This window comes from Rhodococcus sp. T9N (genome assembly GCF_024436645.1).
In the GTDB taxonomy this organism is placed as follows: Bacteria; Actinomycetota; Actinomycetes; order Mycobacteriales; family Mycobacteriaceae; genus Rhodococcus_F; species Rhodococcus_F qingshengii.
This window is the reverse complement of the sequence record NZ_JAMSKS010000003.1, coordinates 140,187-158,867: the sequence shown is the minus strand read 5'-3', so window position 1 is coordinate 158,867 and position 18,681 is coordinate 140,187. Positions and strand designations below refer to the sequence as shown.

Below are 18,681 nucleotides of genomic sequence, written 5' to 3'. Positions count from 1 at the left end.
CACCACTCGACCGATGGGAAGGACCCATGTCAGCCACCCTCACGATCGACGGCATCTCGAAACGCTACGGCGACGTCGTCGCACTCGACAACCTGAGTTTCGAAGTGCGCCCAGGCGAGATCTTCGGATTCGTCGGCAGCAACGGCGCCGGCAAGACGACCACGATGCGCATTGCGCTGGGTGTGCTCGGAGCAGATTCGGGAGAAGTTCGCCTCGGCGGCAAACCTGTCGACCTCGACGTGCGTCGCACTATCGGATACATGCCGGAGGAACGCGGCCTCTACCCCAAGATGAAGGTGGGCGCGCAACTTTCCTATCTGGCCGAGCTACATGGACTCTCGAAAGCCGATGCGCATGCGGCGACAGAGCGCTGGACCGAACGTCTGGGTATCGCCGAACGCGTCAAGGACACCGTCGACTCCCTGTCCCTCGGTAATCAGCAACGCGTGCAGCTCGCGGCCGCGCTGGTTCACGATCCAGCGGTACTCGTTCTGGACGAACCGTTTTCGGGCCTTGACCCCGTAGCGGTCGATGTCATGAGTGACGTGTTGGTCGAGAAGGCTCGCACCGGTGTTCCCGTAATCTTCTCCAGCCATCAGTTGGATCTGGTGGAGCGCCTGTGCGATCGCGTGGGCATCATCAGCCGCGGCAGCATGCGAGAGATCGGAACCGTCGACGAACTACGAGGCAAGGGCGACGGCCGAATCGAAGTCTTCGCCCCTGACGCGCCGGTCGGTTGGGCACACCATCTGATCGGTGTCACCACACTGAGCCACCTCGACGGTCGAACGCTCCTGAGCGTCGACGGAACCGCCGACGATCAGCAGATCCTGCATGCAGCGTTGAAAACCGGACCGGTGCACGAGTTCACGCTACGACGTCCGTCACTGACCGATCTGTTCCGAGAGGTAGTAGCCGCATGAGCAACCAGTTGAGCGGAGGTCGAGCCATCGGGTTGGTCGCCCGACGCGAATTCATGACGCAGATCTCGAAGAAGAGTTTTGTGATCAGCAACGTCATCATTCTGGTCGCGATCATCGGCGGCATCATCGCCTTCTCGCTCTTCTCCGGCGGCGACGAGGACAAGTCGAAGATCGGCTTGGTCGGCAACCAGTCACTCAGTGCCACGATGGTGTCCATCGGCGACACCCTCGGCAATCCGGTGACGGTAACGGAGGTTTCCGACGACGGCACCGCGCGTGATCAAGTCAAGGACGGTGACCTCGACGTGGCCGTGATTGCCGGATCGGGCGGCGGCGTCACTGTCGTGACCAAGAAGGAAGTGCCCACGAATCTGCGCGCCGTCATCGAGAGTTCCGTTGCACAACAGGCACAATCGAATGCGCTGTCCGCTGCGGGGATCGACCCGGCTCAGCTCGCCGAAGCCACGTCCACCGCAGTGGTCACCGTCGATGCCATCGATCCCCCGGATCCCGAACAGGGCCAACGCATAGCGATGTCGATCGCTGCTGTGGTGCTCCTGTACATGCAGATCCTGTTGTTCGGAACGTACGTGGCGATGGGCGTCGTCGAGGAGAAGTCCAGTCGCGTGGTCGAGCTGCTGCTCTCCACTCTCCGTCCACTGCAGTTGTTGTGGGGCAAGGTTCTCGGAATCGGTGCTGTCGGCCTGATGCAGATGGCTGCCTATGCCGTCGCGGGCGTCGCCACCGGACTGGCGACGGGCGTCCTGACCGTGACGGGCACCGCAATCGGCGTTCTGTTCGGCACTCTCGGGTGGTTCATTCTCGGCTTCCTCTTCTTCGCCGTGCTGTACGCCGCCGCCGGGTCCATGGTCTCGCGGCAGGAGGACGTCAACGCCACCGCTATGCCTCTCGCGCTGCTCGTCATGGCAATGGTCAGCGTGGCTTTCGTTTCGGTGAGCAATCCAGAAGGAACCCTGAGCAACGTGTTGAGTTGGATTCCGCCGTTCTCGGCAATCCTCATGCCCCTGCGCATTTCCGCCGGTGTTGCTTCTCCGTTCCAGATCGTGGGAACGATTCTGCTGATGCTGGTGGTGACCGCTGCGCTGTCGATGATCGCGGCAAAGATCTACCAGCGCTCCATCCTTCGTATCGGCAAGGTCGTTTCGTGGAAAGAGGCGTTCGGACGCTGATTCTCCAGCGCACAACTGGCGCCACGCGATCCCGGCGGCACCCCGTCCAGGTAGGTTAATCCTGGACGGGGTGCTGCTTACTTGGAGGACGTTGTGCGAATCTCGGCCGAAGAACTACTCACTGCGGTACTCGATCCCGAGAGCTTCGTCTCCTGGGACTCCCCGCCCGTCGACGTCGGACCTGGCGCGAAATACGCAGAAGACCTGGCGAAGGCCCGCGAGAAGAGCGGAGTTGACGAGTCCGTCGTCACCGGTGTCGGTACGGTTCGGGGCCGTCGAGTCGCGGTAATTGCCTGTGAATTCAGCTTTCTCGCCGGTTCCATCGGAGTCGCCGCAGCCGAGCGGATAGTGACCGCCGTCGAACGTGCTACGGCAGAACAACTCCCGCTGCTGGCCTCGCCAACCTCCGGCGGAACGCGGATGCAGGAGGGCACCGTGGCGTTCGTTCAGATGGTGAAGATCGCTGCGGCAGTGGCTGTTCACAAAGCGGCACACCTGCCCTACCTGGTATACCTGCGCAATCCCACCACCGGCGGGGTCTTTGCCTCGTGGGGATCCCTCGGCCACATCACCGTCGCGGAGCCAGGCGCTCTGGTGGGTTTCCTCGGACCCCGTGTCTACGAATCCCTGTACGGCGAAAAGTTTCCCGACGGAATCCAAACGTCCGAGAATCTGTATCGCAACGGCGTGATCGACGGCGTCGTCCCCGTCGACCGGCTCCGCCTGCTGGTCAATCGAGCATTGTGCGTGCTCACCGATCCCCCGGCTCCGGCGGCCACGGAGCCGATTCCCTCACCCGAGATTCCCGATGTTCCGGCCTGGCAGTCGGTGATGCTCTCGCGCCGGGCCGATCGACCAGGCATTCGGCAGTTGCTCCGCCATGCAGCGACCGAACAGGTACCGCTCAGCGGCACCGGGCAGGGTGAAACCGACAAGACGATCTTGCTCTCGCTCGCCCGCTTCCGAGGCTTTCCGTGCATCCTGCTCGGCCAGGACCGCAGTGGCCAATCCGCGCTCACCACGATGGGACCGGCCGCGCTCAGGGAAGCACGACGGGGCATGAAACTTGCCGAAGAACTACAACTCCCGCTTGTCCTCGTGATCGACACTTTGGGCGCGTCGCTGTCCAAAGAAGCTGAAGAACGTGGACTGGCCCCTGAGATCGCCCGTTGCATCGCCGACCTCGTGACGCTGAAGACCCCGACAGTGTCGGTGTTGCTCGGTCAGGGAACAGGCGGTGGGGCGCTCGCACTGCTGCCCGCCGATCGGGTACTCGCGGCACAGAACGGGTGGCTCGCTCCCCTGCCGCCGGAAGGCGCAAGCGCGATCGTCCATCGCGACATCAGTCACGCACCGGAGATGGCGGCAGCGCAGGGCATTCGTTCGTTGGATCTGCTTCGAGACGGCGTGATCGACGCGATCATTCCCGAAACGCCTGACGCGGCCGACGAACCCGTGGAATTCTCCAAGAGGGTAGGGGCTGCGATAGCGCACGAACTCTTCGTGCTTGCCGAAGAGTCGGACACCGATCGCCAGGCCTCCCGTATCGCGCGCTATCGAAACCTGGGAGTTCCGCAATGACGACGAAGGACCGGAATGCGCTGACGCTGCCGCACAGTTACGACCGCGCGGCACTCGCTCGTTTCGAATTGTTCCTGTTCGCCGGCGTCGCCACCGTGCTGATCACCCGCGCTTATCTGGCGGCAACGGGCTATCCCCAGATCGGGGGCGGCGCCCTCCACATCGCACACGTTCTCTGGGGCGGGTTGCTGATGGCCGTCGCCATCGTGGCGACCGCCATCACCGAAGGCTCTCGCACGCGTGACCTGGCCACGCTCGTCGGCGGAATCGGGTTCGGTCTCTTCATCGACGAGGTCGGAAAATTCGTCACCGCCGACGTCGATTACTTCTACCAGCCTGCCATCGCGATCATGTACGTCGTCTTCGTTCTCTTCTATCTTGCCGCGCGCGAGGTGGTGATTCGGCGCGGAATGAATGATCGTCATCGGCTCGCCATCGGGGCGCGAGCGCTCTCGGACCTCGCTCTCGGTCAGCTAGACGAGATCCAGTACAACCACGCCCTCCGCGTACTCGACGGCGTCGAAGACCGCAGCCTCACCGACCTCGTCGATTCGATCAAGGCCGGCCTGCATTCACAGACTCCGCCGACCGGCGGTATCGAATCGAAGATCACTCGTGGCCGCAACGCGTTCTTCCACCGTGCCGAGGAACTGCTCCGGCACCGGGTCGTCCGCCGACTGGTACTGACCCTGTTCGTACTGCAGGCTCTTCTGGCGATTGTCCAGGTGATCTACGCGTTGGTTTCCGAGAACGTCGTCGAGGCCGACGACGTCTCCGACCTGGTGGTCCAGATCTCCACCGTCGCAACCGGAGTTCTTGTGGTTCTGGGAGTGTGGTTCCTCTTCCGCGGTCCGTACCTGCGAGCCCTGAGACTCCTGCGTGCATCCCTCATCGTGAGCCTTCTGGTGACGCAGGTTTATCTGTTCACACAGGACCAGTTCGGCGCGCTTTTCGGATTCGCGGTGTCACTGTTCATGCTCGCGACTCTCCGCATCGCGATTCGAAGCGAAGAGTCCGCCGCAGCTCTACCGCAGTAATCCTCTACCGCAGTGGGACTGCAGGCCGACTCGGTAGATCGCGGATTCCGCGGAGGGGCTGAAGAGCAAGACCAATCCGCACGGCGCGATCAGGCAGGCCATGATCCACATCGTCCCGCGCGGTCCCACCGCGTCGCCGAGGTAGCCTGCCGTCAGAGCACCGAGCGGAATGCTGCTGTGCAGCAGGAACATACTCGTTGCCACCACTCGTCCGAGGCGGTCCGGCGGACAGTAACTTTGACGGAAACTGCCGAGCACCACGTTGCACGACACGACGCCCGCAACCGTCACCATGCCGCCGATGCAGAACCAGAACAGGCCGGCACCGTACGTCGTCAGAGGTGCTAACAGGATGAACGGTCCCGTCACCAACTGACAGATGAGGACGCTTCGGGCAGTGCCGAATCTGCGGCCGAGCGGGCGCGCGATCATCGATCCGACAATTCCGCCCACCCCGGCAATCGCCAGGAGAAGCCCGAGTCCGAACTCCCCCACGCCAACCGTCTTTTCCAGGAACACGATCTGGATCGTGGAGTACCCGGTGAGACCGAAATTGAGCAGAGTGCCGTAGACGACGATCGACCGCAGATACGGATCACCGGCGACGAATCGCAGTCCGAGCGCAATCTGCCGTCGCAACGGTTCTCGCTGATTCTGTCCGCGATGGACGGTCTCCTGCACACGAATCAGCCAGATGCATACGAAGCAGAAGGCGAACGTGAACGCGTCGACAACCAGACCGGCCGCGAGCCCGACAGTTGCAACCACCAGCCCACCGACGCTTGGGCCGATCACCCGAGTTGCGGCCTCGGCGCCCTGAATCTTCGAGTTCCCTTCGACAAGATCCGCTTCGGCGAGCACCGTGGGGAGATACGAGTGATAGGCCGCCTGGAAGAAGACGGTGGCTGTACCGGTGAGCAGCGCGACCAGGAGCAGGTGGCCGTATGTCATCGCCTCCAGGAAGCCGGCGATCGCGAGGCTCGCGAAGAACAGCGCGCACGCAGCGTTCGCGATCATCATGATCGGGCGCCGAGGCAGCCGGTCGATCCAGGCACCGGCTGGTAGTCCGACGATCAACCACGGCAACCACACTGCTGATGCCAGCACACCGATCTGAAAGCTACTCGCGTCCAGTTCGCGAAGCGCGATCAGCGGCAGTACGACGGTCGTGACACCGTTTCCGATACCGCTGACTGCGTCGCCGGTCCACAGAAGTCGGAAGTCACGCAGAGCGAGGACTCCCCAGAAGCCTGCGCGTTGCGCTGCACCTGTCACATCGATCCCCCCTTTCAGTCCCTGGCCTATCCCACCCCTGCGCGCCACTGGCCGACGGGACAGGCCCGCCCGGCGCAAAGGGACGGTACCCGCACCGCTACTGAGGCGCACCGCACTGACGGTGACCTAAGGTGTTTCAGGTCACCGGTAAGCGAAGTTCACGAGAGGACACACGTCGATGAGCTCTTCCGAGCAGGCGTCCCACACCACGTATGCCGACGCATATCGCGAGAGCATGGATCAGCCGGAGAAGTTCTGGCTCGACGCTGCGCGGGCCGTCGACTGGGATGTCGCCCCCACCAAGGCTCTCGACGACTCTGCCGCGCCGATCTATCGCTGGTTCCCGGATGCTTCGCTCAACACCAGCTTCAATGCCCTCGATCGGCACGTCCGCGACGGCCGCGGCGATCAGACCGCGTTGATCTTCGACTCCGCGATGGTCCCCACCAAAGCCACTTACACCTACGCCGAATTGCTCGAGCAGGTCTCACTCTTCGCCGGCGTCTTGAAAGATCAGGGTGTGGTGGCGGGCGACCGCGTGATCATCTACATGCCGATGATCCCCGAGGCTGCGATCGCGATGCTCGCGTGTGCGCGAATCGGCGCGGTGCATTCGGTGGTGTTCGGCGGCTTTGCGGCCAAGGAGCTCGCAACGCGAATCGACGACGCCGGTCCAGTGGTGCTCGTGACGGCGTCCGGCGGCCTCGAACCCGGACGAACAATCGAGTACCTGCCGATGGTCGAGAAGGCTCTGCAACTGTCCGCCACTCCCGCGCACACCGTGATCGTGAAGAATCGCGAGCAGATTCCCGGTGCAGCTTCCGACTACAAGTCAAGTGCCGCAGCCTGGTTCGACTGGGACGAGCTGATCGCCGACGCCACCCCGGCCGACCCGGTGTCGGTCGCCGCGACGGATCCGCTCTACATCCTCTACACCTCGGGAACGACCGGTAAGCCCAAGGGCGTCGTCCGGGACAACGGTGGCCATGCCGTTGCGCTGACGTGGACCATGAAGAATCTGTACGACATCAGCCCAGGACAGGTGTGGTGGACCGCCTCCGACGTCGGCTGGGTGGTCGGCCACTCCTACATCGTCTACGGACCGTTGCTCGCCGGAGCCACGACGGTCATGTACGAAGGCAAGCCCGTCGGCACCCCCGACGCCGGTGCGTTCTGGCGCATCATTTCCGAATACAACGTGTCGGCACTCTTCACCGCTCCGACAGCGATCCGCGCGGTCCGCAAGGCCGACCCGGACGCAAAAGAGCTTGCCAAGTACGATATCTCGTCGCTCGACACACTGTTCGCGGCTGGCGAGCGCTTGGATCCCGACACCTACGAGTGGGCTACTCGGATTCTCGATCGCCCGGTGGTCGATCACTGGTGGCAGACCGAAACCGGTTGGGCCATCTGCGCGAACCTGCGCGGCCTCGAACCGATGGAGATCAAAGCGGGCTCACCCACCGTCGCCTGCCCCGGATACCGCGTCGAAATCGTCGACGGCAAGGGCGAACTCGTGGGTCCGGGCACCGAGGGCAACATCGTGATCGGCCTGCCGCTTCCTCCCGGAACACTCGCCGGACTGTGGCGTGACGAGGACCGGTACGTGAAGTCCTACCTGTCGACTTTCGAAGGGTATTACCTCACCGGCGACTCCGGGTACATCGACGAGGACAACTACGTCTTCGTGCTCGGACGAAGTGACGACGTGATCAACGTTGCCGGACATCGCCTTTCGACCGGAAGCATGGAGGCCGTCGTCGCCGGCCACCCGGCTGTCGCCGAATGCGCGGTCATCGGCATTCACGACGAACTCAAGGGGCAACGGCCGAGCGGTTACGTCGTGCTCAAGTCCGGCGTCGACATCGATCCCGAAACACTCCGACAGGAACTGGTCGCGCGGGTGCGAGACCAGATCGGTGCCGTCGCCACGTTCCGGGACGTCACCGTCGTCGCCGCACTACCGAAGACTCGTTCCGGCAAGATCCTCCGCAAGACCATGCGGCAGATCGCCGACAACGAGGAGTACACGGTCCCGTCGACCATCGAGGACGCGAGCGTATTGGACGAGTTGTCCAAACTCCTTCGCGGATAAGGATTCAGCGAATTCCCCTGTCTGTCTGCCTCCGGACGTAGCAGTATGAACACGTTCCAGTTTCGGCGATTCACACGGGCAGGGGAAGTTCGATGGGCAATTTGGACGGTCAGGTCGCATTCATCACCGGAGCGGCGCGTGGTCAAGGGCGCGCGCATGCCGTCAAGCTCGCGTCCGAGGGCGCGGACATCATCGCGGTGGATCTCTGCGCGCCGGTCGCAACGGCGGGGTACGACATGGCCACCGAAGCCGACCTCGCCCAGACCGTCGCCCTGGTCGAAGCTCAGGGCTGGCGCATCGTCGCGTCCGTCGCGGACACTCGCGACCTTGATGCCCTGAAATCAGCGGTCGACGCCGGAGTCGAGAAACTCGGCCGACTGGACATCGTGATCGCCAACGCGGGAATCGCGGCGTCGGCGAAATTGTCCTGGGACCTGAGCGCCGAAGAGTTCCGCGAGCTGATGGACATCAACGTCACCGGCGTCTGGTTGACGACCAAGGTGTCGATTCCGCACATCATGAACGGCAATCGAGGTGGATCCATTGTGTTGATCAGCTCGATGGCCGGGCTTCGAGGCGTGCCGGGGATTGCCCATTACTCCGCGTCCAAGCACGCCGTTCGGGGGTTGGCGAAGTCTCTGGCCAACGAACTCGGCTGGGCAGACATCCGAGTCAACTCCGTACACCCGGGCAATGTGCGTACGACGATGATCGACAACGAACCGATGGTTCGTGCGTTCCGTCCAGACTTGGAGAATCCTGTCCTCGCCGATACCGCTCCGATCATGTCGAAGCTGAATCTGCTGCCCCACCCGTGGGTCGACCCCGAAGTGATTGCGGATGCGGTGTTCTATCTGGTGGGGCCGGCCGGGCGCGGGATCACCGGCATCGCGTTGCCGATCGATCTCGGCACCTCGGAAAAATTCGCCGGCGGCTGAAGGCCCGAACTGATGCAGAATTGCCTCTGCCGGATGGGTCTCGAGCACCATCCGGCAGAGGCAATTCCGGCTTGATCAAGCCTTCGTAGCAACAGAACAAGTAGTCGACAACCTCATAGGCGCTCCTCGTCTGGCGTGGGAAAAACCGTTGTGGGATGCGCAACAAACCCAAGACCCAGCGTAGAAGCATTTGGCCGCAAACGCGCGTCATTCGGCACTATTTTTTTGGATTCGGGCATACTGGACAACGCTCCCACCACGTATTATGGACCCGAGTTCACACTTACAGGGGGTAGGCACAGTGACGGTCAAATACGCCGTAATGGACCCGATTCACGGAAAAGTCGAGATCTCGTTCGATGTCGACACGGGGGTCGTCGACGTCCGAAACGGCAACTCACACGCTCTGTTGACGCGTCGAGTCGATGCCCCGCGCCGTGAAGGCACACCCATCGGAACGCGCGCCACCGCCGACTTGTTCTTCACTGTCGGTGGCGACGAAGTCGAACTCACTGTCGGCAAAGGGTTTCTGTCCCGTCGCTCGTACTCTGTCTCGGCACTCGTCGACGGCGTGAGTTTGAACTTCGCCCCAGTCGACGACGCGAACAGTGCATTCACCCGCGACGGATTGCGGATCGGGCACTTCTCCAAGAACGAGGAATCCGATCCCAGACAGACCGACGCAGTCTGGTCGAGCACGCCGAGCACCGACGAACTTGTCATCGGTTACGCCCTGGCCGAAGCCTTCGATTGCGGAGCACTCAACGGGGCTTTTGCGTTGATCGAATCACTGGTGCTCGGCGGCGGATAGAGACCACTCAAAGCAGGTGGATTACCAGCAGAACAACGGCAATAGCTGGGAAAACCATCTGTACGACGGCTGCGCGGGCTTTGTCGGGAGACGAGAGAATCAGCACCAATCCCGCGGCAACCATCGATCCTGTGCCTGCCAGGACGAGGGCAATTCCGACCGACGCGGAGCCGGTCGCCGCAATCACGATGCCGACCGCCGATACGATCGCCAAGAAAAGGTTGTAAAAGCCCTGGTTGAAGGCCAGCGGCTGCGTGGTGATCGCCTCTTCCTCGGACTTCACGCCGAACGCGGCGCGGGTCTTCGGGGCCGTCCAGAGAATCGATTCGAGGACAAAAATGTATACGTGCACTGCTGCGGCCAGTCCCGCGAAGATGTAGCCGGCGACGTTCATCGGTGAGCTCCTGTTGCTTCGAGTGAATTCTGTATCGTTCGGTCCAATATATACTGGACCGAACGATACAGAAAGAGCGAGGCTTTGATGGGCAGATCACAAGAATTCGACACAACAGCCGTGGTCGCTGCCGCTTTGGACGTTTTCTGGGCACGCGGATACGAAGGTGCCTCACTCGGCGACCTCGAATCCGCGACGGGGCTGAGTCGGTCAAGTCTCTACAACTCGTTCACCAACAAGCGCGGATTGTTCGACGCCGCCGTGCAGATGTACCTCGACCATGTCATCCGGCCACGTCTGCGCAGCCTCACGACAAATCCCGGGGCAGACGCAGTCGACGACTACCTTTCCTCGCTTGCGCAAGCGATCGGCACCATGACCGCCGACTCGCCTCGGCGCGGTTGCCTACTTCTCAATACGGCTGCCGGACTCGGCGCGCACGACGATGCGGCGGCCGCAGTGATCCGCGCGTACCGCCGAGAACTCGCCGACGCGATCAACAGTGGATTACACGCCGCGTTTCCAACCGAGACAGACGCCACGCTCTCAGATCGCACTCGAATCCTTCTCTCCTGCACGGTAAGTGCATTGGTACTCGCACGAGTTGACACCGAAGAGGCCATCGCAACTCTCGAATCTGCGCGCCGACTGAACGCAGAGTGGCAGGGATAATGACCGGAGAGCTCACGCCATTGCCCGCCATCAGGCGGGTAGGCGATGACGCTTCACGTGCCCAAGTTGACCACGCCCGCTATCGCCGCTGGATATCTCCGGGGAATGGACCAACCCTCGATCCACGTCGGGACTTTCGCGATTCTCCGACCCTGGACCCGCGACGACGCACCGGCCGTCATGGAAGCCTTTCGCGATCCGTCGATTCAGCGTTGGCACATCCGCCGCGCCGACTCGATCGACGAAGCACTGGGTTGGCTCACCCAGTGGAGAGACGGGTGGGCAAGCGAATCCGAATGCCATTGGGCGATCGCCGCTCCCGAGACAAATGAACTCCTCGGCCGAATCGCAGCAAAGGGGGTGAATTTGTGGGACGGCACTGCCGAGCTCGCGTATTGGGTGACCCCAGCGGCGCGCGGCCGCGGACTGTGCACCCAGTCTGTAACCGCACTGTCCGAGTGGGCATTCCGCGAAGCGGGGTTTCATCGACTGGAACTCGAGCACTCGATCCACAACCCACGATCGTGCCGAGTCGCCACCAAAGCAGGGTTCAGCGAAGAAGGTGTTCGACGAAGCTCCGCCAGGCACGCCGACGGCTGGCACGACGTGCACGTCCACGCCCGACTACGTAGCGATCAGCCTTCGGCAACGACTCGCGCCGCGAGGGCAAGCGTCTGATCCACCAATTCCGCAACTCGCTGCGGCACGACCGGTTCGAGGTCGAACAGAATTCGGTAGATGATCGGCGCCACTACATGGTCGACCACCGAATCACCATCCACGCCGGCAGCTTCCGGCCAACGCGCGAGGATCACGTCGATCTGCGTCCGACAGAAGAAGGCACACTTGAACTTCTTCGTACCGTCCGGTGCATGCGTCTGATCGTCGCTCATCAACACGTCACGCAACGAAGCACGACCGACAGGCGCAGACATCTCCTCGAGGTACTCCTGCGCCCAAACCGTCAGATCCCCTCGGAGCGAGCCCGTTTCACGCGGGTCGGCGTCCGGGCGCAATCTCTCGATCGAGACGTCGGCAAAGACTTCGTTGATGTCACCCCACCGCCGATAGATGGTCGACGGGGTCACTCCCGCATCGGTCGCGATCATCGGCACCGTGATCTCGGCTCGATCACGCTGTTCCAACAACTTGCGCGCCGACGCATGCACGGCCTGTTGGATGCGCGCACTACGGCCACCGGGGCGCGGACCTGCGGACGGACTCATAAATCCAATACTAACGCAAAGATGTTGCATTAGGCTACGGCCAGGCGTAGCGTCCCAAACGCAAAGTATTTGCGTTTGAAGTCTTCACCACCCGCACGGGAAGCGCTACGACAATGACAACGACCGTTTCACCTCAGACCGAGAGCACTTCACGCCCACGCCTTGGGCGAGGCGTCGCTTTCACACTCATCGCCGTCATCATCGCCACGTTCCTGGGCGCATCCGCGACCCCGACACCGTTGTACGAGCACTATCAACAGTTGTGGGGATTCTCCTCGCTGGCGTCGACGCTCGTGTTCGGCATCTACGCTCTCGCATTGCTCGCCACGCTCCTGACCGCCGGATCCCTGTCCGATCACATCGGCAGGCGCCCGGTCCTGCTCGGAGCACTCGCGCTCGAGGCAGTCTCGCTCGCGCTGTTCGCCTCGGCCGACGGTTTGACCATCCTGCTCATCGCCCGGGTCGTACAGGGTGTTGCCACCGGCGCTGCAATCAGTGCTCTGGGTTCGGCATTGATCGACCTCGAACGCACTCCGGGCCGAGGATCGATCATCAACAGCGTCGCTCCGACGATGGGGCTTGCAGTCGGAGCAGTGGGTTCGAGCCTCATCAGCGAGCACCTGCCCCGGCCCACCAGCACTGTCTACCTGGTCCTTCTCGTGCTTGTCATTCTCGAGATCTTCGGAGTATGGGCCGCTCCCGAGACTTCGGGCGGACGCCCCGGAGCCTGGCAGTCCCTGCGCCCCACACTGGCCGTTCCTCGTCAGGCGCGCACGATGATTGCCCTGACCGCACCGTGCCTGATCGCGGTCTGGGCGCTGGGAGGTTTCTACCTCTCACTCGGACCTGCATTGGCGCGCAACGCACTTGACGTTCACAGCTCCCTCATCGGTGCCATCATGGTTGCAACACTGACAGGATTCGGAGCGGCAGCAGTACTCACCTTCCGCAAACTCGGCGGCCGGACCGTGATGCTGATCGGAACCACCGCCTTGGTGCTCGGGGTGGCCGTCACACTCATCGGTGCTGAAACATCCTCTGCCGTATTGATTCTGGTCGGTACGGCTGTTGCAGGTATCGGCTTCGGAGCAGGATTCCAAGGAACTATCCTCACCGTCATGCCGCTGGCCGAGAACCACGAACGCGCGGGTTTGTTGTCCACCGTCTACGTCATCGCATATCTGGCCAACAGTCTTCCCGCCTTGCTGGCCGGCTACCTGGTCGGCAAGGTCGGATTGGTGGATACGACGCGTGGCTACGGAGCACTCGTCATGGTGCTCGCGGCGGCCGCACTGATCGGACTGCTGGTCACCGGCGAGCGAAAGGTCGAAGCCGTCTCGGTGTCGGAGTAGGTGTCCCCCGATCGGTGGACACACCGTTCCGCCTGCACAGGGTCCGGGGAGTGGACATACGACATCGATCTGCTCCGACATAGTTGTCTTCGAGAGAGCCAACCGAACGCTCACCCGGACAAAGGACACCGACGATGACGAACCCACGCTACGTAGTTGCCGCAATCACAGCTCTGGCCGCCGGCGCCCTCACGTTGGGATTGAGCGGAATCGCCAGTGCCGGAACCCTTCCCACAACCGGCAACAGCATCACGATGACGATCAGCAACGACACCGAACAGACAATTCATCTCGAAGGCGCCGACAACCCCTACGGACAGTGGATGCAGAGCCCACGCCAGTCGCTCGCGCCTCACGAGACCGAGATCGTCACGGCATACAACCAGGACCCGCGCGGCCTGACGGTCGACGTCGTCTATTCCACTCCCGACGGCGGACAAGCAGTCTTCATGGCCAACGACTATCCGCAGTTCGACACCGACGGAACTCGCACCACCGACCCTGATCACTACTTCATCTCGAGCTACATCGACGGCTACTACCCGAACCTGAGCGTCGGGTACCACCTCAGTGCGGTGTGACTGCAGCAGTCGTCATAAGTAATCCATCTGCCTCTCAGACGCACTTGTTCTTGGACATTCGTCCGGCGCGCGGGGATTGTTGAACGCAGCCCCGCACGACCAGGCACACGCCCCGCTGCCGGTGGCCCGAACATCAACGGGAGAGGGAAAACCACAGTGCGACTACCCAACCAGTTTCTGATCTACGTCAGCGATGCCGCCTCCGCAGCAGCGTTCTACGGCGAATTGTTCGACGCGAAGCCTGAGGTCCTCAGCCCTCGGTACATGACCTTCGACCTCGGCGGCGGTGTGGTCCTTGCACTGTGGAGCGGCAAGTCCCGCGACCTCGATCCCGCGACACCGCGCAATTTCGAAGTCGGCATCTTGGTCGACGGCGGGAGCAACGAAATTCGGGCGATCCACGACGAGTGGGTGGCCAAGGGAGTCGAGGTCGTCGAAGAACCCAACGAAGATGTCTTCGGTCTGACGTTTGTCATTTCAGATCTGGACGGAAACCGCGTCCGCGTAGCGCCCGCAGATCACTGAGCACTCAGCCTTTGATCTCGCCGTACCGGCGCAAGGCCTCCTCACGCTCGTGCGCGTGATCGACTATCGGGTCCGGGTAGTCGACTGGGCGCATCGCCTCCAACGAGTGGACGGCCTTCCCGGGAACATCGCGAAGTTCGGGGACCCACCGACGGACGTATGTGCCGTCGGGATCGAACTTCTCCCCTTGCGTGATCGGGTTGAAGACGCGGAAGAAAGGCGAAGCATCCGTACCCGACCCGGCAGTCCACTGCCACCCGTGCTGATTGGAGGCCAAGTCACCGTCCACCAGTTGCGACATGAAGTACCGTGCGCCGCGCCACCACGGAATGTGCAGGTCCTTCACCAGGAATGACGCGACGATCATTCGGACCCGATTGTGCATCCAGTTCTCGGCGGCGAGTTGCCGCATGCCGGCATCCACGATCGGGAAGCCGGTCTTGCCTTCACACCAGGCCGTGAAGGCGGCGTCTGCGTCGACTCCCCCGTCGTGACGTAAACGGTCGAACTTGTCGTCGTAGTTCTTCCGCGCGCTGTCGGGGCGCTGAAACAGGATGTCTGCGTAGAAGTCTCGCCAAGCAAGCTGGCGACGGTACGCCTGAGCGCCGTCTCCGAGTCGCTTGGAGAGATCTGCCAACATGGTTCTCGGATGAATCGTGCCGTACTTGAGCGGGATCGACATCCGACTCGTGGTGTCGAGGTCGGGTCGATTTCGTTCGTCGTCGTACCGGTCAAGATCGTTCTCGCAGTATTCTTTCCACTGTTCGAGCGCACCGGCCTCACCGACGACATCGCTGACGGTGCCGGACGGCGCGGGGATACTCACCCGGCGCGGGCCACCGTCCTTCTCGCTCGGATCGAACCAACGGACCGTCCCCGCATCGGTCGACGCGGGGCCCCGCCAACCATGTTCCATCCACTGACGGAAGTACGGCGTGAACACCTTGTACGGATCACCGTCCGCCTTGGTGACGCGTCCGGGCGCCACGGCATATGGTGACCCGGTGGCGATCAACTCCACCTTCTCGGCCACGGCCGCGTCGCGCCGTCGGCCGTAGGGCCCGTAGTCGCCACTGATGTGAACTTCTTCGGCGCCAACGGATTCCGCCACGCGGGGCACCACGTCTGCCGGATCACCTCGAACAACCATCAATCGTCCGTCGAGCTGGTTGTCGAGTGCCGACAAGTTGGCGAACAGTTGATTCTGGCGGGGTGAGCCTGCCGGTCCGAGCAACTTCTCGTCGAGGACGAACAAACCCAACGTCTGTCCGCCGGCATCCGCCGCTGCAGTCAGAGTCGGAAGATCACCGACCCTCAGATCGCGTCGAAACCAGATCACAGAGTTACTCACCCAGTCGAGCCTACCGATCAGATCTCAGAACGCATCCCACCGCGCGGGCCGCCAGTTGCGCCGCTCTTTCGGCTGTCGGTTCGGAGGTGAGCCCGAGCAGTCGCCGCCGGTGCTCCTCCCCGAGCAGCAAGGTGTACAACTGATCCGCGCACAGCGCAGCCTTCTGGCCGTGCTGATCGATCAAAATCTTCTCCAGAAAGGCAATCGACTTGGCCGGGCCGGATTCGTAGAACGCTGCGGCCAATTCAGGGAACTGCACGGCCTCGCCGATCATCATGCGGTGCAGCGCAATCGAGTTGTCGCTGTGCAGGGCGATGACGATGTCCACTGCAGCGGCGAGCAGGTCGGACTGTCCCTCGCCGGCATTGTCGACGTACGCGTGCTGACGCGCAACCGCAGCTGCAAAGACCGCAGACTTGTCGCCGAAGTAGCTGTACACGGTGCGCTTGGCGACGCCGGCCACCGTGGCAATGCCCTCGATGGTAGTTCGGGCGAACCCGACATCTCGAAACGAGTCGACAGCGACGTCGAGAATCTCGTTGCGTCGTTCGGCGCGCTCGGCGTCACTGGTTCTCCCACGTCTGCGCGGTTGCTCCATCAAGTCCCCTGTTAGCGTGCCGGTAAATTAATGCTACGTTGACGTTTCATTAATTCGAATACTACAGGAGCACTGCATGACCGGACAACGACTCGTCCACGTCGCTATCGCCGACGACTGGGAAGCATGCAAGCGTTTCGGTGAGTACGAGGTCTCGACGCGCGGAATCAGTTACGACGAGGCAGGATTCATTCGCGCAACGACCCCGGACGCACTCGCTTCGGTGCTCGATCTGGTGTTCGGCGACCTCACATTGCCGCTGGTCGTCGCCGTCATCGATCAGGACGCCCTGACCTCCGCGGGCATCGACGTCGAATGGGAGGCGGAAAAGCCCCGAATCCTCCGACCTCTACCGATGGACGAGGACACCGTGGTCGCCGAACTGGCCGTGGAACGCGTTGACGGGGTCTGGCCGATTCCCGACCTGACCCGTACGCAAGCTACGCCGGCTAGACCAGCGCAGCCTCCGGTTCGATAACCGGCGCCGACGCCTTCTTCCGGCCGGCAGCCACGCACAGCGCGATCCCGACGGCAATCCAGCACACCAGCACCAGAAGTGGCGTGGTGGCGCCATGGCCGTCGAAGAACGCCATCGAACGGACGGATGCTCCTGCGGCGCCGGGTGGGAGCAGCTGCCCCAATGCGCCCCAGCCTGCGGGCAACCACGCGGCAGTTGTCGCCATCCCCGAGAGTGGGTTTCCGATGAACATCATCGTGACGGCGCCCAACGCGAACCCCTTCATCCCGAGCAGGGATTCGAGCCCCAAAATGGGAAGCGAGATGGCCGAAATACCAACGGCGAGTGTGAGCGCGGTGAGCAGGTAGTTTCCGTCAAGGCTGCTGGTACCGAACTGCAGAATGGCAGTCAGGGCAAAACCCGCGACAACCGCGACGCCGGCAGCGCCCAACACTCGCTTGACAATGCTGCGCGGAAACAGCTGCACGAGAACAACAGCAGGCATGATTCCACCGAACACCAGAGGCAAAGCCAATGCCGTGAGCCCAGCACCGGTCGGGTCGTCCGCCGTCAACGGCACAACGTCTTCGACGGGAACCTTCACCCCCGAACTCTCCGCGAGCCCACTGGCCAGACCGGTCAAGGTTTGGGCGATCGGGGTTCCGCCTGCAGTCGCGATCAACACGTGAGGACCGTTGGCATCAACGGCGATTCCGCCGACCACGTCGCGATTCCGAATCGCGTCACGCAGGGCGTCGGCGTCGGCGAATTCTCGAGTATCGAAGGCGCCTTGCTTACTCGCCTCGAGCGAGGTGCTGATCTGTTCGGTTGCCGCAGCTGGACCGGTGATGCCCAACTTCAGTTCGTGCGGGCCACTGTTGACCGAGGGCAGCACGAAGGCAAGCAGCATCAGCCCGATCACGGCGGACAAGCCCAACACCACAGCCACCAACTTCTTGCGGTCCCGTGCTTCGACTTCGGCGTTCATAACTACCTTCCCTAAGTGGAAGTTTTTCCTCCACTATTTGTGGAAGATATTCCTCCGGTTATGATGAACTGTCAATACCGGAGGTGGATGTGCGAGCCGATGCACGTGAACGCAGAAACGCAATAGTCGACGCCGCACGAGCGGTGTTCACCGAACGCGGGCACGACGCGCCGCTCGATGCAGTCGCAGAACTCGCGAAAGTGGGCATCGCCACGCTGTATCGAAACTTTCCGACGCGCGAGGACCTCGTGACCGCCGTCGCCGTCGCAACACTGACCGATGTCCGCGAGGCTGCCGACATCGCACTCACGGCAATGTCCACCGATCCGATAAACGCGTGGCACACGCTGGTGGACCGCCTCGTGGAACTGCGCCTGGGTGCGCTCATTCCTGCACTGGTGGAACGCAGTTTCACCGAGCTGGCGCCCGAAGTTCTGGCGGTGCGTGAGGTGACGAAAACGAAGATGACCGCGACGATCGGCGCCGCTCAGAGCGCCGGACTGGTTCGCGCCGATCTGCAACCGCTCGAATTCGTCATGGCTCTGGCCAAACTGACGCGCCCGCAAATCGAGTTGTCCGACGAGGCCATGCCGAACCTGGTCCCGCGGTTGGTCGCGGTGTTCATGGCCGGTCTGCGTCCGGACGGTACCGACTTGCCGGTCTGATCGGCGAAACCCGACGTACCAG

At 62.4% G+C, this 18,681-nt stretch carries 20 protein-coding genes; 14 read left to right on the top strand and 6 right to left on the bottom strand.

Annotated features, from left to right (window positions below; genetic code table 11):
* Positions 1-26: 26 nt before the first annotated feature.
* The 4 genes from M1L53_RS07155 (at position 27) to M1L53_RS07140 (ending at position 4,731) form a co-directional block, all read left to right on the top strand.
* Positions 27-923: an ABC transporter ATP-binding protein gene (locus M1L53_RS07155; RefSeq protein ID WP_019744869.1), complete on the top strand. Its 897-nt coding sequence runs from the start codon at positions 27-29 to the stop codon at positions 921-923.
* The gene (locus M1L53_RS07150; protein ID WP_054188858.1) at positions 920-2,113 is read left to right on the top strand and encodes an ABC transporter permease; all 1,194 of its coding nucleotides are present in this window, start codon (positions 920-922) and stop codon (positions 2,111-2,113) included. Before M1L53_RS07155 ends, M1L53_RS07150 begins: the two co-directional genes overlap by 4 nt.
* Before the next feature lie 93 nt (positions 2,114-2,206).
* Complete coding sequence (locus M1L53_RS07145) at positions 2,207-3,694, top strand: carboxyl transferase domain-containing protein (protein ID WP_054188859.1); 1,488 nt, start codon at positions 2,207-2,209, stop codon at positions 3,692-3,694.
* Positions 3,691-4,731, top strand: coding sequence for a hypothetical protein (locus M1L53_RS07140; protein ID WP_042921648.1), 1,041 nt, complete (start codon positions 3,691-3,693; stop codon positions 4,729-4,731). The genes M1L53_RS07145 and M1L53_RS07140 overlap by 4 nt, the downstream gene beginning before the upstream one ends.
* On the opposite strand, the gene M1L53_RS07135 is transcribed toward M1L53_RS07140, so the two are convergent.
* Entirely contained in the window at positions 4,720-6,006 is a 1,287-nt protein-coding gene (locus tag M1L53_RS07135) for an MFS transporter (protein WP_232319117.1), read from the bottom strand. The genes M1L53_RS07140 and M1L53_RS07135 overlap by 12 nt on opposite strands.
* A 178-nt stretch (positions 6,007-6,184) precedes the next feature.
* Between M1L53_RS07135 and M1L53_RS07130 the strand changes: the two genes are divergently transcribed.
* From M1L53_RS07130 to M1L53_RS07120, 3 genes are all read left to right on the top strand, one after another.
* Positions 6,185-8,101, top strand: coding sequence for a propionyl-CoA synthetase (locus M1L53_RS07130; RefSeq protein ID WP_003940009.1), 1,917 nt, complete (start codon positions 6,185-6,187; stop codon positions 8,099-8,101).
* A gap of 92 nt (positions 8,102-8,193) precedes the next feature.
* Entirely contained in the window at positions 8,194-9,039 is an 846-nt protein-coding gene (locus M1L53_RS07125; RefSeq protein ID WP_054188860.1) for a mycofactocin-coupled SDR family oxidoreductase, read from the top strand.
* A gap of 301 nt (positions 9,040-9,340) precedes the next feature.
* Entirely contained in the window at positions 9,341-9,850 is a 510-nt protein-coding gene (locus M1L53_RS07120; RefSeq protein ID WP_230587459.1) for a hypothetical protein, read from the top strand.
* Between the two features lie 7 nt (positions 9,851-9,857).
* Here the strand turns inward: M1L53_RS07120 and M1L53_RS07115 are convergent, their stop codons facing one another.
* On the bottom strand, positions 9,858-10,244 hold the full coding sequence (locus M1L53_RS07115; protein WP_054188861.1) for a DUF1304 domain-containing protein: 387 nt from the start codon (positions 10,242-10,244) through the stop codon (positions 9,858-9,860).
* An 87-nt stretch (positions 10,245-10,331) separates the two neighbouring features.
* On the opposite strand from M1L53_RS07115, the gene M1L53_RS07110 reads away from it, so the two are divergent.
* Both M1L53_RS07110 and M1L53_RS07105 read left to right on the top strand, forming a co-directional pair.
* The gene (locus M1L53_RS07110) at positions 10,332-10,916 is read left to right on the top strand and encodes a TetR/AcrR family transcriptional regulator (RefSeq protein ID WP_030535389.1); all 585 of its coding nucleotides are present in this window, start codon (positions 10,332-10,334) and stop codon (positions 10,914-10,916) included.
* 45 nt (positions 10,917-10,961) lie between these two features.
* Entirely contained in the window at positions 10,962-11,594 is a 633-nt protein-coding gene (locus M1L53_RS07105; protein WP_232319118.1) for a GNAT family N-acetyltransferase, read from the top strand.
* Here the strand turns inward: M1L53_RS07105 and M1L53_RS07100 are convergent.
* Entirely contained in the window at positions 11,552-12,142 is a 591-nt protein-coding gene (locus tag M1L53_RS07100) for a TetR/AcrR family transcriptional regulator (RefSeq protein ID WP_050654696.1), read from the bottom strand. The two genes, M1L53_RS07105 and M1L53_RS07100, sit on opposite strands and share 43 nt — an antisense overlap.
* 113 nt (positions 12,143-12,255) lie before the next feature.
* On the opposite strand from M1L53_RS07100, the gene M1L53_RS07095 reads away from it, so the two are divergent.
* The 3 genes from M1L53_RS07095 (at position 12,256) to M1L53_RS07085 (ending at position 14,600) form a co-directional block, all read left to right on the top strand.
* Positions 12,256-13,494, top strand: a complete 1,239-nt coding sequence (locus tag M1L53_RS07095) for an MFS transporter (RefSeq protein WP_003940229.1) — start codon at positions 12,256-12,258, stop codon at positions 13,492-13,494.
* A 134-nt stretch (positions 13,495-13,628) separates the two neighbouring features.
* Complete coding sequence (locus tag M1L53_RS07090; RefSeq protein ID WP_003939681.1) at positions 13,629-14,075, top strand: hypothetical protein; 447 nt, start codon at positions 13,629-13,631, stop codon at positions 14,073-14,075.
* A 156-nt stretch (positions 14,076-14,231) separates the two neighbouring features.
* Entirely contained in the window at positions 14,232-14,600 is a 369-nt protein-coding gene (locus M1L53_RS07085) for a VOC family protein (protein WP_003939994.1), read from the top strand.
* Between the two features lie 4 nt (positions 14,601-14,604).
* Here M1L53_RS07085 and M1L53_RS07080 read toward each other — a convergent pair whose 3' ends face one another.
* Positions 14,605-15,951: a deoxyribodipyrimidine photo-lyase gene (locus M1L53_RS07080; protein ID WP_054188862.1), complete on the bottom strand. Its 1,347-nt coding sequence runs from the start codon at positions 15,949-15,951 to the stop codon at positions 14,605-14,607.
* Between the two features lie 10 nt (positions 15,952-15,961).
* Entirely contained in the window at positions 15,962-16,549 is a 588-nt protein-coding gene (locus M1L53_RS07075; RefSeq protein WP_047270920.1) for a TetR/AcrR family transcriptional regulator, read from the bottom strand.
* A 76-nt stretch (positions 16,550-16,625) separates the two neighbouring features.
* Here M1L53_RS07075 and M1L53_RS07070 point away from each other — a divergent pair, with 76 nt between their 5' ends.
* The gene (locus M1L53_RS07070; protein WP_054188863.1) at positions 16,626-17,027 is read left to right on the top strand and encodes a DUF952 domain-containing protein; all 402 of its coding nucleotides are present in this window, start codon (positions 16,626-16,628) and stop codon (positions 17,025-17,027) included.
* Here the strand turns inward: M1L53_RS07070 and M1L53_RS07065 are convergent.
* Positions 16,999-17,994: a hypothetical protein gene (locus M1L53_RS07065; protein WP_054188864.1), complete on the bottom strand. Its 996-nt coding sequence runs from the start codon at positions 17,992-17,994 to the stop codon at positions 16,999-17,001. The genes M1L53_RS07070 and M1L53_RS07065 overlap by 29 nt on opposite strands.
* An 89-nt stretch (positions 17,995-18,083) precedes the next feature.
* On the opposite strand from M1L53_RS07065, the gene M1L53_RS07060 reads away from it, so the two are divergent.
* The gene (locus M1L53_RS07060; RefSeq protein ID WP_007733449.1) at positions 18,084-18,659 is read left to right on the top strand and encodes a TetR/AcrR family transcriptional regulator; all 576 of its coding nucleotides are present in this window, start codon (positions 18,084-18,086) and stop codon (positions 18,657-18,659) included.
* Positions 18,660-18,681: the final 22 nt, after the last annotated feature.